General features: G+C 65.7%; 13 protein-coding genes. 12 read left to right on the forward strand and 1 reads right to left on the reverse strand.

Going from position 1 to position 14,978, the window contains the following annotated elements:
* Positions 1–72 precede the first annotated feature (72 nt).
* From NFH98_RS07880 to acpS, 11 genes are all read left to right on the forward strand, one after another.
* Positions 73–813 carry a sigma-E factor negative regulatory protein gene (locus NFH98_RS07880; protein ID WP_045993479.1) on the forward strand — a complete coding sequence of 247 codons (741 nt, stop codon included), beginning with the start codon at positions 73–75 and terminating at the stop codon, positions 811–813.
* A 91-nt stretch (positions 814–904) separates the two neighbouring features.
* Positions 905–2,008 carry a MucB/RseB C-terminal domain-containing protein gene (locus tag NFH98_RS07885; RefSeq protein WP_349622459.1) on the forward strand — a complete coding sequence of 368 codons (1,104 nt, stop codon included), beginning with the start codon at positions 905–907 and terminating at the stop codon, positions 2,006–2,008.
* A complete protein-coding gene (locus NFH98_RS07890) occupies positions 2,005–2,430 on the forward strand; it encodes a SoxR reducing system RseC family protein (protein WP_349622460.1) in 426 nt (141 codons plus the stop codon). Before NFH98_RS07885 ends, NFH98_RS07890 begins: the two co-directional genes overlap by 4 nt.
* 195 nt (positions 2,431–2,625) lie before the next feature.
* A complete protein-coding gene (locus tag NFH98_RS07895; RefSeq protein WP_222516985.1) occupies positions 2,626–4,047 on the forward strand; it encodes a DegQ family serine endoprotease in 1,422 nt (473 codons plus the stop codon).
* Between the two features lie 206 nt (positions 4,048–4,253).
* A complete protein-coding gene (lepA, locus tag NFH98_RS07900; RefSeq protein ID WP_045993482.1) occupies positions 4,254–6,071 on the forward strand; it encodes a translation elongation factor 4 in 1,818 nt (605 codons plus the stop codon).
* Positions 6,072–6,164: 93 nt separating this feature from the next.
* Positions 6,165–6,968, forward strand: a complete 804-nt coding sequence (gene lepB / locus NFH98_RS07905; protein ID WP_045993483.1) for a signal peptidase I — start codon at positions 6,165–6,167, stop codon at positions 6,966–6,968.
* Positions 6,969–7,025: 57 nt separating this feature from the next.
* The gene (gene rnc, locus NFH98_RS07910; protein ID WP_045993484.1) at positions 7,026–7,715 is read left to right on the forward strand and encodes a ribonuclease III; all 690 of its coding nucleotides are present in this window, start codon (positions 7,026–7,028) and stop codon (positions 7,713–7,715) included.
* Positions 7,712–8,611 carry a GTPase Era gene (gene era / locus NFH98_RS07915; RefSeq protein WP_045993485.1) on the forward strand — a complete coding sequence of 300 codons (900 nt, stop codon included), beginning with the start codon at positions 7,712–7,714 and terminating at the stop codon, positions 8,609–8,611. The genes rnc and era overlap by 4 nt, the downstream gene beginning before the upstream one ends.
* 79 nt (positions 8,612–8,690) lie before the next feature.
* Positions 8,691–9,389, forward strand: a complete 699-nt coding sequence (gene recO, locus NFH98_RS07920; RefSeq protein ID WP_349622461.1) for a DNA repair protein RecO — start codon at positions 8,691–8,693, stop codon at positions 9,387–9,389.
* A 289-nt stretch (positions 9,390–9,678) separates the two neighbouring features.
* Positions 9,679–10,488, forward strand: coding sequence for a pyridoxine 5'-phosphate synthase (gene pdxJ / locus NFH98_RS07925; RefSeq protein ID WP_349622462.1), 810 nt, complete (start codon positions 9,679–9,681; stop codon positions 10,486–10,488).
* 84 nt (positions 10,489–10,572) lie between these two features.
* Positions 10,573–10,953, forward strand: coding sequence for a holo-ACP synthase (acpS, locus tag NFH98_RS07930; protein ID WP_108132704.1), 381 nt, complete (start codon positions 10,573–10,575; stop codon positions 10,951–10,953).
* A 48-nt stretch (positions 10,954–11,001) separates the two neighbouring features.
* Here the strand turns inward: acpS and NFH98_RS07935 are convergent, their stop codons facing one another.
* Positions 11,002–13,911, reverse strand: coding sequence for an ATP-binding protein (locus NFH98_RS07935; protein WP_349622463.1), 2,910 nt, complete (start codon positions 13,909–13,911; stop codon positions 11,002–11,004).
* Positions 13,912–14,081: 170 nt separating this feature from the next.
* Here NFH98_RS07935 and cysM point away from each other — a divergent pair, with 170 nt between their 5' ends.
* The gene (gene cysM / locus NFH98_RS07940) at positions 14,082–14,978 is read left to right on the forward strand and encodes a cysteine synthase CysM (RefSeq protein ID WP_045993187.1); all 897 of its coding nucleotides are present in this window, start codon (positions 14,082–14,084) and stop codon (positions 14,976–14,978) included.

Below are 14,978 nucleotides of genomic sequence, written 5' to 3' on the forward strand. Positions count from 1 at the left end.
GCGGAACCTGGCGCATCTCCGGTGGTCTATGGAGCTGGAGGCGCGACGCTTCGTCGAAATGAGGTGTGGAGAATGAGTCTGAACGCACGGGAATCGCTTTCAGCCCTGATGGACAATGAAGGTGACGAGCTGGAATTGCGTCGAGTGCTGAAGTCGCTCGAGAGCGACCAGGACAGCGCCGAGAGCTGGCGTCGTTACCATTTGATGCGTGCCGCGCTGCGCCGCGAGACCGATAGTGACCCCTCGGTGGATCTGTCCGCCGGTATCCTGGCTCGCCTCGAGGATGAGCCTGCGCCGCAGATGGAGGCTCCCGCCGACGGCGCGGTCGCCAAGCGCGGCGGAATGGGGCTCGCACGCGGTGCCGGTATTGCCGCGGCGGTCTCGTTGATGGTGATCAGCGGGGTTCAGTTCTACAACGGCGCCTTCGATGGCTCCATCGACGGTTCCGGTGCCGGTGTGGCCAGCAGCGGGGCTGCGGGTGGCGTAAGCGGCGGTGTAAATAGCGGCGCAGCACAGACGGCGTCCGCCGTGCCAGGTGCAGAGCTTGCCAGCGTAGCGGCATCCCGGCCTTCGCTGATGGATCTGCCGATGTTTCAGTCCGGCACAGGCTCCAGCAATGGCCTGATGACCGTCGGCGCCCAGGTGGCCTCGCCGATGATGCTGTCGCCATCTGCCCAGCAGTCGCGGGTCAGTGACCAGGCGCAGGCCCAGTTGTTGCAGTCGTACCTCGATCGTCATGCCCAGGGGGCGGCCTTCAGCAGTGCCGACAACTGGATGCCGATGCTGCGCAGCACCCCGGCGGAAGCCCGTTGAGGTGATCGATCTGGCATCGAGATAGCAATGATCTGCTCGGCCCTGTGGGGCCGAGCGCATTCTCAGCAGTGCCTGTCAGGACATGATTTCTATGCCACATCAGGGGTCGCTTGCAGCGTTGGCCGGCTGGCTGACGCTTTCCCTTGTCTGTCTTTCTCTTCCCGCCCAGGCCGTTGCCGACCCTGGTGTCGACGCCGTAACGGCGAACGCCGAGGCCTCGGCTGACTCGGTAGCTGATCCGAATAGTATCCAGAGCGTCTACGACTGCAGCGCCTTGACCGCCTTGTCACCTCCCGAGTCTCCGGGAGACTGGTTCGAGCGCAGTGTCTGGGCTTCCCATTGCTACCAGTATCAGGCGCGCGCCGTTCGCATCGTCGATGAGGAAGTGGTGACGCTGTCGGTGGCTCGCGACATCCAGCAGGGCGTCGAGCGCGATCGCCTCCACTTCCTCGATGGCCCCAGTCGCTCGCTGCTGCGAGAGGGGGGCGCCTTTCGCTTCGAGCTCGGTGATAGCCAGGGGGCGGCGCCGGCCTCTCCCCAGGCGCTGGTCGAGCACCTGTCACGCTTCTATCGGCTGCGCTTCGACGGCGAGGAGCGAATCGCCAATCGTCACGCGATCCGTCTGGAGCTGTTGCCGCTTGACGCCATGCGCTACGGCTATCGCATCTGGCTCGACCGCGAGACGGCCATTCCCTTGAAGCGCACCCTGATCGACGAGCGGGGCCAGGTGCTGGATACCTTCCAATTGGTGGCGATGACGCCGCCGGAACGCTACGACGGCAAGGTGGAGCTGCGCCGGCCGCCGTCCTCGGCCAGGCTCGACTGGCGCGCAGGCTGGCTGCCTCGCGGCTTTGTTGCCCAGCCGTTGATGGCGATGGCATCGGACAGCGATGGGCCTCGCCGCCACAAGTTGTACAGCGACGGCCTGTCGACCATCAGCCTGTTCGTCGAACCGGTAGCGGGTTCACGGGTACTAAGGCCGGGTGTCCATCGACTGGGTGCCAGTCACGCCGCGGTGCGCCGAGTGCAGCGTGAAGGCCAGTTGCTTCAGGTGGTGGCGGTAGGCGAGTTGCCCCCCAGCGTGCTGGTCAAGGTGGCCGAAACCCTTGAACTGGCCGAGGGGCAGTCGCAGGGTGTTAGCGATGGTGCGCGCCCTGAGGCGGTGAGCAATGTCCATCAGGAAGCGTCGTCATGAGCACCGACTGCGCGACCGCAGAGGCGCGAGTGGTGGGCTGGACGACCGCAGGGGTCAGGGTAGCGCTGGCGGCAACCGGCGGCTGCGGGCGCTGCGCTGCTCGGGGCGGCTGCGGGGCGCGTTGGCTGCTGCGCAGGAGCGACGATCGGCGTGAGCTCGAGATCGATACCGAGCAGCGTCCCGCCATCGGGCAGACGGTGACCCTGGCCCTGTCCCGGACGAGCCTGGTGCGCGCCAGCGTGCTGGTCTACGGCCTGCCGCTATGGCTGGCGCTGGGGGCGACCCTTGCCGCCAACGCACAGTCGCCGGATCACTGGTCGCTGCCGCTGGTGTTTATCGCGGGCCTGGCCCTCGGCGGCGTGGTGCTGCGCCGGCATCTGCGCCGCCGCGCCGAGGCGTATCGGCCCACCTTGGTGCCGTAGCCCCGTTGTGATAGCTCTGTTGTGATAGCCCTGTTGTGATGGCCCTTTGCCCGAACACTTCACGGGCCCTTGTCGCGTTATTTTGCCCGCTAATGACTGAACCTTTTGGCGGCGTGACGGTACTACAAGAAGCGACCCTCGAGGTTGCGTTCGATGCACTCTGAGTCCTATCTGAGTCTTACGCAGGAGCCTTGCATGAAGCCAATGACTCGCACCCTGTCCATGTGGATGACGCTGGTAGTGGGAATGGTTGTCGCCCAATCCAGCCTGGCCAGGGATCTTCCTGATTTCACCGAACTGGTCGAAGAGGCCGCCCCCGGCGTGGTCAACATCTCGACGACCCGGGTCACCGAGGGCTATTCCACGCCCTTCGGCGATTTCGGTGGCCAGGAAATCCCCGACATCTTCCGTCATTTCTTCGGTGATCGCTTCCCGGTGCCGCCCGGCGGAGGCGGTGGTCGCACCGAGGAGCGTCAGTCGTTGGGCTCCGGCTTCGTCATCGACGCCGACGGCTACATCATGACCAACGCCCACGTGGTGGAGGGCGCCGACGAGATCATGGTGCGCCTCAATGACCGTCGTGACCTCAAGGCCGAGCTGGTCGGGGCCGACGAGAAGACCGACGTGGCGGTACTGAAGGTCGATGCCAGCGATCTGCCGACGCTATCCCTGGGTGACTCCGACGATCTCAAGGTGGGGGAGTGGGTGGCCGCCATCGGTTCGCCGTTCGGCTTCGATCACTCGGTCACCGCCGGTATCATCTCGGCGATCAACCGCACCCTGCCGCGTGACGCCTATGTACCCTTCATCCAGACCGACGTGGCGATCAACCCGGGTAACTCCGGTGGACCGCTGTTCAACCTCGACGGCGAGGTGATCGGCATCAACTCCCAGATATTCACCCGTAGCGGTGGCTTCATGGGGCTGTCCTTCGCCATTCCGATCAATGTCGCCATGGACATCGCCGACCAGTTGCGAAGCGAAGGTCACGTCACCCGGGGCTGGCTCGGTGTGATGATTCAGCCGGTGTCCAAGGACCTGGCCGAGTCGTTCGGCATGGACCGCCCCGAGGGTGCCCTGATCGCCGACGTCGATCCCGACGGACCTGCGGCGCGTGACGGCGTCCAGGCCGGTGACATCGTGCTCGCGGTCAATGGCGAGACGGTGGAGCGCTCCAGCAACCTGCCGCGGTTGATCGGCCGTGTCGCCCCGGACAGCGAGGTCGAGTTGACCGTGCTGCGCGCCGGGGATCGCAAGACCCTCAGCGTCACCGTTGGCGACTGGCCCGAGGAACTGGCCGGTGGCAGCGGTCAGTCGTCCGGCAGCGCGTCGCCGGCACGCCTGGGTCTGGCGGTGCAGTCGCTGTCCGACGCCGAGCGTGACAAGTACGGCATCGACGCCGGCGTGCGGGTCAGCGACGTCGATCCGCGTGGCGTGGCGGCGGCTTCCGGTATCCGGCGTGGCGATATCATCGTCAGCGTCAACCAGGTCGCGGTGGAAAGCGGTCGCCAGCTTAGCCAGCTGGTGCGTGAGCTGCCTGCCGATCAGGCGGTGCCGGTCCGTCTGTACCGTGACGGTCGCTCGCTGTTCGTGGCGCTGCGACTGGCCGACGACTGAGGCGCGTCCCGCTGACCGACGACGCCCGAGGGCCGCCATGGCCCTCGGGCGTCGTCGTCCTGTGATATCGAATCGAGCCGCCGCAACGGCTTGGGATGCGCGGGGCAGGGGATGCCGGTACAATAGCGCCAACTTTTTTTTCCGCGTCATCGGGGCAGGGCGAGCCTGTCGCTGTCCGGTGCGTTCTCAAGATGGAATCATCCTGCATGTCTGATCCTGATAACCGCAAGGTAATCAATAATATACGTAACTTCTCGATCATCGCTCACATCGACCATGGCAAGTCCACCCTGGCCGATCGCCTGATCCAGAGTTGCGGTGGCCTGTCAGAGCGCGAGCTCAAGGATCAGGTGCTGGACTCCATGGATCTGGAACGCGAGCGCGGCATCACCATCAAGGCCCAGTCGGTGACGCTGGACTACCACGCCAACGATGGTGAGACCTACCAGCTCAACTTCATCGATACCCCGGGGCACGTCGACTTCTCCTACGAGGTGTCGCGCTCGCTGTATGCCTGCGAGGGCGCACTGCTGGTCGTGGACGCCGCCCAGGGTGTCGAGGCCCAGTCGGTGGCCAACTGCTACACCGCCATCGAGCAGGGGCTCGAGGTGTTGCCGGTGCTCAACAAGATGGACCTGCCCCAGGCCGACCCCGACAAGGTCGCCCACGAAGTCGAGGAGATCATCGGTCTCGACGCCACCGACGCCTGTCAGGTGTCGGCCAAGAGTGGTCTGGGCATCGATGCGCTGCTCGAGCGGCTGGTGCGCGATATTCCGCCGCCCAAGGGCGACCCCGAAAAGCCGCTGCAGGCGCTGATCATCGACTCCTGGTTCGACAACTACCTGGGCGTGGTATCGCTGGTACGGATCTTCGACGGCGTGCTCAAGAAGGGCGACAAGATTCGCATCCTGTCCACCGGACGTGACTGGCAGGCCAACGAGGTCGGCATCTTCACCCCGCTGCGCAAGGAGACCGACATCCTGCGCGCCGGTGAAGTGGGCTTCGTGGTGGCCGGTATCAAGGACATTCAGGGGGCTCCGGTGGGGGATACCATCTCCCACGCCAAGACGCCGGACGTCAAGCGCCTGCCGGGCTTCCAGAAGGTCAAGCCCCAGGTCTATGCCGGCATGTTCCCGGTCAGCGCCGACGACTACGAAGACTTCCGCGACGCGCTCGAGAAGCTGGCGCTCAACGACGCTTCGCTGGACTACGAGCCGGAAAACTCCGACGCCCTGGGCTTCGGTTTCCGCGTCGGCTTCCTCGGCACCCTGCACATGGAGATCGTGCAGGAGCGTCTGGAGCGCGAGTACGACCTGGACCTGTTGACCACCGCGCCGACGGTGGTCTACGAACTGGCGATGAAGAACGGTGACGTCAGCTACGTCTCCAACCCGTCCAAGCTTCCGGACATGGCCGACGTCGAGGAGATGCGCGAGCCCATCGTGCGCGCCAGCATCCTGGTGCCCCAGGAATTCGTCGGCAACGTCATCAGCGAGTGCGAGCTGCGTCGCGGCACCCAGAAGGACATGCTGTTCCTGGGTAGCCAGATCCAGCTGACCTACGAATTGCCGATGAGCGAAGTCGTCATGGACTTCTTCGACCGGCTCAAGTCCATCTCCAAGGGCTATGCTTCGCTCGAGTACAACTTCGAGCGCTTCGAGGCGGCCAAGCTGGTACGCCTCGACGTGCTGATCAACGGCGACCGGGTCGATGCCCTGGCGGTGATCATCCATCGCGATCACGCCCACAGCCGTGGTCGTGTGCTGGTCGAGAAGATGAAAGAGCTGATCCCGCGTCAGATGTTCGACGTGGCGATCCAGGCCGCCATCGGTGGCCAGGTCGTGGCCCGTTCCACGGTCAAGGCGCTGCGCAAGAACGTGACCGCCAAGTGCTACGGCGGCGACATGACCCGCAAGAAGAAGCTGCTCGAGAAGCAGAAGGCCGGCAAGAAGCGCATGAAGCAGGTCGGTCGCGTGGAGATCCCTCAGGACGCCTTCCTCGCCGTGCTCAAGGTGAACGACTGATGCCCCAGCGGCGGTCGATCCGTCCCGGTGTGACGCCGGGACGGCTTGCCCCTCCCTCAGATACCGACTTACAAGCCACCTGGAAACACTGATATGGACTTCTCCCTGCTGCTGGTGATCGCGGTCGCCGTCACCGGTCTGATCTGGCTGCTCGACCTGGTCTGGTGGCGCCCCCGGCGTCAAGCCGTCACCGCAGCTGCCGAAACCGGCACCACCGAAGGCGTGGATCTGTCCGCTCGGGAGCTTTCGCGCAAGGACCCCTGGCCGGTCGACTACGCCAAGTCGTTCTTTCCGGTGCTGCTGGTGGTGCTGGTGCTCAGAAGCTTCGTGGTGGAGCCGTTTCAGATTCCGTCAGGCTCCATGCGCCCGACGCTGGAGGTCGGGGATTTCATCCTGGTCAACAAGTTCACCTATGGCCTGAGGCTGCCGGTGGCCAACACCAAGATCCTCGATCTGAACGAGCCGGAGCGGGGTGACGTCATGGTCTTCCGCTATCCCCAGGACCCGGCGGTGAATTTCATCAAGCGCGTGGTGGCGCTGCCCGGCGATACCCTGCGCTACGTCGACAAACAGCTCTACGTCAACGGCGAGCCGGTGCCCAAGACGCTGCTCGACGACGCTCCGGAGAGCGCGCCAGGTGAGCTGCTGTTCTCCGAGCAATTGGGCGAACATCAGCATCAGATCTACAATAATCCCCGCGATCGCGGCCCGCTGGTCCACGACGTCGTGGTGCCCGAGGGCATGTACTTCGCCATGGGCGACAACCGGGACCACTCCAATGACAGCCGCTACTGGGGCTTTATCCCGGAAGCCAACATCGTCGGCAAGGCCTTCGCGGTATGGATGCATTGGGACGGTGGACTGCCGAGCTTTTCCAGCGTGAGGACGATCCCGTGATCGCTTCAACGCCGCTTGGTTCTTCCATCGCCAGCACAAAGAGTTAACAGGAGCGTCGTGAGCAATTCCCTGACCCCCTTCAGTCGCCGCATCGGCCATGAATTCCAGGACGCGAGTCTGCTGGAACTGGCCATGACCCACCGCAGCTTCGGTGGGCGCAACAACGAACGCCTCGAGTTTCTGGGTGACTCGATCGTCAACTTTGTCATCGCCGAGGCGCTGTTCGAGCGCTTTCCCGAGGCCCGTGAAGGCCAGCTTTCGCGCCTGAGGGCGCGCCTGGTCAAGGGCCAGACCCTGGCGGAGCTGGCCCGGGAGATGCGCTTTGGCGAATGCCTGCGCCTGGGTTCCGGCGAGATGAAAAGTGGCGGCCATCGGCGTGAATCGATCCTCGCCGACGCCGTCGAGGCGGTGATCGGTGCCATCTACCTGGACGCCGGCATGGACGCGGTACGCACGCGGGTGCTGGCCTGGTTCGAGGAGCGCCTGGCGCGCATCGACCTCAAGCAGTCCCAGAAGGACCCCAAGACCCGCCTGCAGGAGTTTCTGCAGTCCCGGCAGGCACCGCTGCCTCGCTACGAGGTGACCTCGGTGGAAGGCGAGGCCCACGCCCAGACCTTTACCGTGGAGTGCCACGTCGAGATGCTCGACGAACACACCGTCGGCACCGGCGCCAGCCGCCGCCACGCCGAACAGATGGCCGCCGAAAGCGCCCTGCAACGCCTCGATCCCAAGGGAGTCAGCGCATGAGTCAGACCTGTGGATTCGTGGCCATTGTCGGCCGTCCCAACGTCGGCAAGTCCACCCTGATGAACCGTATTCTCGGACAGAAGATCTCGATCACCTCGCGGCGGCCGCAGACCACCCGCCACCAGGTGCTGGGGATCAAGACCGAAGGCGACGCTCAGGCCATCTTCGTCGACACCCCGGGTATCCATATCCTCGGCAAGGACCGCAACAAGGCGATCAACCGCTTCATGAACCAGGCGGCGGTGCAGGCCCTGCGGGACGTGGACTGCGTGGTCTTTCTGGTCGACCGCACCCGCTGGACCGAGGAAGACCAGATCGTGCTGGACCGCCTGGCCAACGTCGAGGCGCCGGTGATCCTGGCGGTCAACAAGGTGGACCGCCTGCAGGACAAGGCCACCCTGCTGCCGTGGTTGGCCGAGCTCGGCAACAAGCGCGAGTTCGCCGCGGTGGTGCCGATCGCCGCCCAGCACGGCACCAATGTGCCGGAGCTCGAGGCCGAGATCGACAAGCACCTGCCCGAGGGTATCCACTTCTTCCCGGAAGATCAGGTCACCGACAAGAGCATGCGTTTTCTGGCTGCCGAAATGGTACGCGAGAAGGTCATGCGCCAGCTCGGCGACGAGCTGCCTTATCAGATGACCGTCGAGATCGAGGAGTTTCGTGACGAGGCCCGGGTGGTGCACATCAGCGCGCTGATCCTGGTCGAGCGTCAGGGCCAGAAGAAGATCCTGATCGGCGACAGCGGCGATCGCATCAAGAAGATCGGCCGTGAGGCACGCCTGGATATGGAGCGGGCGCTGGACAAGAAGGTCATGCTCAACCTGTGGGTCAAGGTCAAGCGTGGCTGGTCCGACGACGAACGCGCCCTCAAGAGCCTCGGCTACGACCTCGACTGAGCCGTTCCCCCGCGCCCCGGCAGGATCATCGACGACGATGGTCCTGTTGTGATCCTGTTGCCCCGACGTCGGGATCCCCATGCAGCTCCAGCCCGCCTTTCTGCTCCACAAGCGTCCCTACCGCGAGACCAGTGCATTGGTCGAACTGCTGACTCTGGACCACGGTCGTGTGCGCGCCGTGGCCCAGGGCGTGCAGCGTCCCGGTAGTCGCTCGCGCAGTCAGATGCAGCCGTTCGCGCCCCTGCACCTGACCTGGCAGGGCGATCGCGAGCTCAAGCGGCTGCGTTTGATCGAGTCCCGTGGCCCGGCGGCGATGCTCGCCGGCGAGGGACTGCTGTGCGGTCTCTACGCCAACGAATTGCTGACCCGCCTGCTGCCGGTGGAGTTGCCGGTGGGGCAGGTGTTTGCCTTTTACACCTCGGCGCTGGACGAGTTGGCGACGCCGGCCTCTCGCGCTGCGGCCCTGCGTCGGCTCGAGTTTGCGCTACTCGATGCGCTGGACGCCGCACCGCGTTTCACCACGCCCGACGGTGGCGGGCTGGATCCCCAGCGGCGCTACCGCTTCGAGCCCGGCAGCCGGGCCTTTGTCGTCGCAGAGCGCGGCATCGACGGGCGCACCCTGCGCCTGCTTGCCGGGGCCGACTGGGGCGAGGCCGGGCTCGCCGGGCCGGCCAAGGCGCTATCGCGTGCGGCCCTGGCGCCGCTGCTGGGCGACCGTCCGCTGCGCTCCCGTGCGCTAATGGTTGCCATGGCCGAGCGGCGCCGCCAGGCGCGCTGACCCTTGTCGCCCTGGCGCCGTTGCTGGGCGACCGTCCGCTGCGCTCCCGTGCGCTGATGGTCGCCATGGCCGAGCGTCGCCGCCAGGCGCGCTGACCCTTGTCGCCCTGGCGCCGTTGCTTGGCGACCGTCCGCTGCGCTCCCGTGCGCTGATGGTCGCCATGGCCAAGCGTCGCCGCCAGTCTCGCTGACGTTTCAGCGCGCTGATATCGCCTGGCCGCGGGTGACCGCCGGCCTGTCGGCGGTGCTACCATAGGGCTCGTCTTTCATCCCCATGACGGAGAACCTTGATGCATCCCCCTCGACTGCTGCTCGGCGTCAACATCGACCATATCGCGACCCTGCGCCAGGCCCGCGGTACCCGCTATCCCGACCCGATTCAGGCGGCCCTGGTCGCCGAAGAAGCCGGCGCCGATGGCATCACCGTCCATCTGCGGGAGGACCGCCGTCATATCCAGCAACGCGACGTGCGCCTGCTGGCCGAGGTTCTCAACACCCGCATGAATCTCGAGATGGCCGTGACCGAGGAGATGCTGGCGCTGGCCGAAGAGGTACGTCCGGCCCACGTCTGTCTGGTGCCGGAGAAGCGTGAGGAGCTGACCACCGAAGGTGGCCTGGACGTGGTCGGCCAGTTCGACGCCATCGAAGCCGCCTGTCGCCGACTGGCCGCCGTGGGGGCAGAGGTATCGTTGTTCATCGATCCCGATCCGGATCAGATCGCCAGCGCCAAGCGCGCCGGTGCTCCGGCCATCGAGCTGCATACCGGCGCCTTCGCCGAGGCCGATAACGACAGTGAGCGGGCGCGCGAGTACCAGCGCATCGTGGCCGCCGCCGAAATGGGCGTCGAGCTCGATCTGATCGTCAACGCCGGTCACGGCCTGCATTACCACAACGTCGAGGCCATCGCCGCCATCCCCGGCCTCAACGAGCTCAATATCGGTCACGCCATCATCGCCCGGGCGCTGTTCGTCGGCCTCAAGGAGGCGGTGGCGGAGATGAAGCGACTGATGCTGGCCGGCTACGAGGCGGGGCTGGTCGCGGCCATCGACGAATTTGAGCAAGAGCACGAGCATGAGCACGACCACGACCATCAGCACTGAAGCGTTGCCGATGTTAACGCCGGCTCGAGGAGGTCTGTCTGTCGGGACTTTGCTCGGGAATACCGGGTCTGTCGGAGCCCTGGCATGATCCTCGGCATCGGCACCGACATCGCGCGGATCGAACGCTTCGATGCGGCCATTGCGCGCCATGGCGCGCGCTTCGCCGAGCGTATCCTGGGGCCGCTGGAAGCCGAGCGCTACACCGAGGCGCCACGGCCTTCGGCCTTTCTGGCCAAGCGCTTCGCCGCCAAGGAGGCCTGGCTCAAGGCACTGGGCACCGGTCTTCGCCACGGCATGCGCTGGACCGAGATACAGGTGGTCAATGATCCCCTGGGGCGGCCGGAGCTGGTGGTCTCGGGGGAGGCGCTACGTCTGGCCGACCAGGCGGGCGTCGGCGCCTGTCACCTGAGTCTCAGCGACGAGAGCGATGTGGCACTGGCCTTCGTGGTGCTCGAAAGGCGTTGATCGTTGCGGGGGGCTGCCCGAAGTGCGAGCGACAGTTGCCCGCGTCGGCTAAACCGGTCCCTTGAGTGGGGTTTCTCCGCTGTCCTGCTGCCAGCGCTCGACCTGGGTCATGGCCTGCTCCAGGTTGGGCAGCAGCGGACGAACGCCGTCGATCCCGCGTGAGCGAAGTCGGGTCTCGAGGGTTTCCACCAGCAGCGCCATGCGCGGTACACCGCAGTAGCGGCAGGCACCGTTGAGGGCGTGGATGCTATCGAGCAGGGCCTCTTCGTCCTCGGCCGCCAGCGCCGCCTCGATCTCTCGACGGGTCTCGTCCAGCGATGCCCCCAGGCTCGCCAGCAATTGCCTGGCCAGCGCTTCGCGCCCACCCGCCAGGCGGGTGCCCAGGGCGATGTCGATGTCGGGCAGGTCGTTGCCCTGGTCATCGCTGTTGTCACGGGTCTGGCCCTGGTCCTTGCCAAGGTCCTTGCCTTGGTCCTTGCCAAGGTTCTTGCCAAGGTCCTTGCCATGGGCCTGGTCTGGGACGTCCGGCTCGACCGAGTCATCAGCGTCACTGGCGTCCTGTCGATACTTGTCGGTGACCGGCGAGTTCGGCGCCGGGGTCGTCTCTGTCAGGCCGCTGCCCAGCCTTTCTCTAAGCAGGCGGTCGAGGCACTCGGTGTCGAGTGGCTTGATCAGCACATCGTCCATGCCGCTTTGCAGAAGCGCTCGGCGCTGGTGTTCCAGCACGTGGGCGGTCACCGCGATGATCGGTCGCTTCGCCCAGGCGGGGCTGAGTTGGCGGATCGCCTGGGTCGTCTCCACACCATCCATGCCACCCATGCGAATATCCATCAGTACCATGTCATAGAGCTGCTGCTGGGCCAGCGCCAGGGCTTCTTCCCCACTGGTGGCCAGGGTCACGCGACGCTCCGGGCCTTCCACCAGTTCTCGCAGCAGCAGGCGGTTGGTCTCACTGTCATCGACGATCAGCAGGCTGGCCATAGAGGTTTGCGTGTCCGGCGAAGGCGGCGGGGTCTGCGAGTTGTTCCATTGGGGCGGTGCAGCCGGGGCCGCTGTCGACGTCTCGTCGGGCACATAGGGCTGGCGAGACGGTAGCGCCGGCGGGGACGTCGGCGCAGGCAGGCTCGGCCTGTGGCGAGTACCGGCGAGGGCGCCCTCCACCGCTTCCGCCAGGGTCTGGCGAGCCAACGGCTTGGACAGTACGCTCGAGCCATCGGGCAGGCCCAGTCCGGGCACATCCGGAAGTCCCGCATTGATCAACAGCAGGGTGGGGCAGTTGCGCTGCCTGAGTCGTGCGCGCAGCTCGCCGATGCGGCCCTCTTCGAGCTCCTCGATGGCGATGGCTTCCAGTGCCAGCGCAGCCTGCTGGGGGCTCGCCACAACCCGGGCGTCCCACTGTTCGAGCATATGCAAAAGGGCCCTGCGGGTGGGGCCGTGGGGTTCCTCGACAAAGATCGAGGCCTGGTCGAGCGCCAGTTCGGGGGCACGCACCTGGCTTGCGGTGCTGGTCAGGGGCAGGGTGAAGTGGAAGGTGGAGCCGTGGTCGAGGGTGCTGTCCACGCCGATGGTGCCGCCCATCTGCTCGATCAGCTGCCGCGAGATGGCCAGCCCCAGGCCGGTGCCGCCGTACTGGCGACTGTGTCCGGCGGTGGCCTGGCGGAAGGCCTGGAACAGCCGTCGCTGCTGGCTGTCACTGAGGCCGATGCCGGTATCGCTGACGCTGATGCGCAGGGTGAAGCGCTCGTGGCGGGACTGTTCGACCATGACCCGCACGATGATCTCGCCGCGGTCGGTGAACTTGATGGCATTGTTGACCAGGTTGGTGATGATCTGGCGCAGTCGCAGCGGATCACCGGTGATTTCCGCCGGTACGTCGTCATAGATCAGGCTGAGCAGCTGCAGGCCCTTCTGCTGGGCCAGTGGCGCCTGCAGCCCCAGCACCTCGTCGACCAGCGACTGGAGGTCCACCGGCACCTGTTCCAGCACCAGACGACCGGCTTCCAGCTTGGAGAAGTCGAGCACATCGTTGACCAGCGACATCAGGTTGTCGCAGGCCCGTTGCACCTGGTCGAGCCACTCGCGCTGACGCGGGTCCAGCGACGAGCGCCCCAGCAGCCGGCAGAAGCCGATGATGCCGTTGAGCGGCGTGCGGATCTCATGGCTCATGTTGGCCAAAAACTCCGACTTGACCCGGTTGGCCTCCACCGCCTGGCGATGGGCCATGTCGAGCTCGATGTTCTGCACCTCGATGGTCTCCATGGACTCCTGAAGTTCCGAGGTGGCGTGTTCGATCTGCTGCTGCAGGTCTTCGCGCGCCCGCGCCTGGTGGTCGATCAGGGCGTTGACCCGGCGCCCCAGCTCGGCCAGCTCCAGCGGGTGGTCCAGCGGCAGGTGGTGGGGCTGACGACCGGCGGCCAGCTGGTCGAGCAGGTGGGCGATGTCATCCAGCGGCTGGGTCAGGCGGCGGCCCAGGGTGAAGGCCACCAGAAACAGCAGAAGGCCGCAGACCAGCAGGATCATGGCGCCCCTGGCGATATCGCTGTAGGTGGCGAGTAACAGCAGCGAGGCGTCGATATCGAGGATCAGGTAGGCGCCGTCCACGGCAGTGATCGGCGTCGTCAACACCCACTGGCGATAGTGCTGGGTCAACAGCCCCTGGCTGGGAGCCTCGACGTTCAGCGCTTCGGCCCGCAGTCGACCGAGTTCAAGCACCACCTGATCCTGCTGCACCAGGCGCAGGGCACGGACGCTGGGAATATCCATCAGGCGATTGGCAGCGGCCTGAACGCCGGCAATATCGTCCAGCGACAGGGCCTCGCCCAGCTCCGGGGCCACCAGCCGCGTGGCGGTAGAGAGGTTTTCTTCCATGGCGGCCTCGCGCAGGGCATGGTCCTGATACAAGGCGAGGCTGATCGCCAGCCCCAGCAGCAGCAGCGGCAGCCCCACGAGGGCTAGCATCAACCGTGTTCTCAAACTCATAGGCGCTGCGTTCCTGGCCGGGAATAGGCGCGGACGAAGAGCGGCCACCGCCGCCTCGTACGTCTCCATGTCACCCCATGGGACCATGCCTGTCCAGTGGCGAGGGGCGTCGATATAATGGCGTCAGATGACGTTACAAGGAAAGTCTTATGGAATTCCCCTACCTCGACCAGCTGGTCGGCAAGACCCCGCTGGTCCGCCTCAAGCGCATCAGCGCCGGGCGCAACAATGTGCTGCTGGCAAAGCTCGAGGGTGACAATCCGGCGGGCTCGGTCAAGGATCGGCCGGCCCTGTCGATGTTCGACGAGGCCGAAAAGCGCGGCGAGATCGCCCCCGGCGACACCCTGATCGAGGCGACATCCGGCAATACCGGCATCGCCCTGGCCATGGTCGCGGCGATGAAGGGCTATCGCATGGTGCTGATCATGCCGGAGAACGCCTCCAGCGAGCGCAAGCAGGCCATGGCGGCCTACGGTGCCAGGCTGATCGAGGTCAGCAAGGAAGGCGGCATGGAAGAGGCCCGGGACCTGGCCGATACCATGGTCGCCCGAGGCGAAGGCAAGTCGCTGGACCAGTTCGCCAATCCCGACAACCCGCTGGGTCACTATCGCACCACCGGCCCCGAGCTGTGGCAGCAGACCGACGGTCGGATTACCCACTTCGTCAGCTCCATGGGGACCACCGGCACCATCATGGGGGTGTCGCGTTACCTGAAAGAGCAGCGCGCCGACATCGAGATCATCGGCCTGCAGCCCGAGGACGGCGCCAGCATCGCCGGGATTCGTCGCTGGCCCGAGGCTTACCTGCCGAAGATCTTCGAACCCCAGCGGGTCGATCGGGTACTGGACATCGGCCAGCACGAGGCCGAAGAACACATGCGCCGACTGGCCCGGGAAGAAGGGATCCTGGCGGGGGTATCCTCTGGGGGCGCCCTGGCCGGGGCGCTCAGGGTGGCCGAAGAGGTCGAGAACGCGGTGATCGTGTTCATCGTCTGCGACCGGGGAGACCGTTATCTCTCCACCGGTCTGCTGGCGCCGGAGTCCTGA

The sequence above is a fragment of the Halomonas sp. H33-56 genome, from assembly GCF_040147035.1.
Taxonomy (GTDB): Bacteria; Pseudomonadota; Gammaproteobacteria; order Pseudomonadales; family Halomonadaceae; genus Halomonas; species Halomonas litopenaei.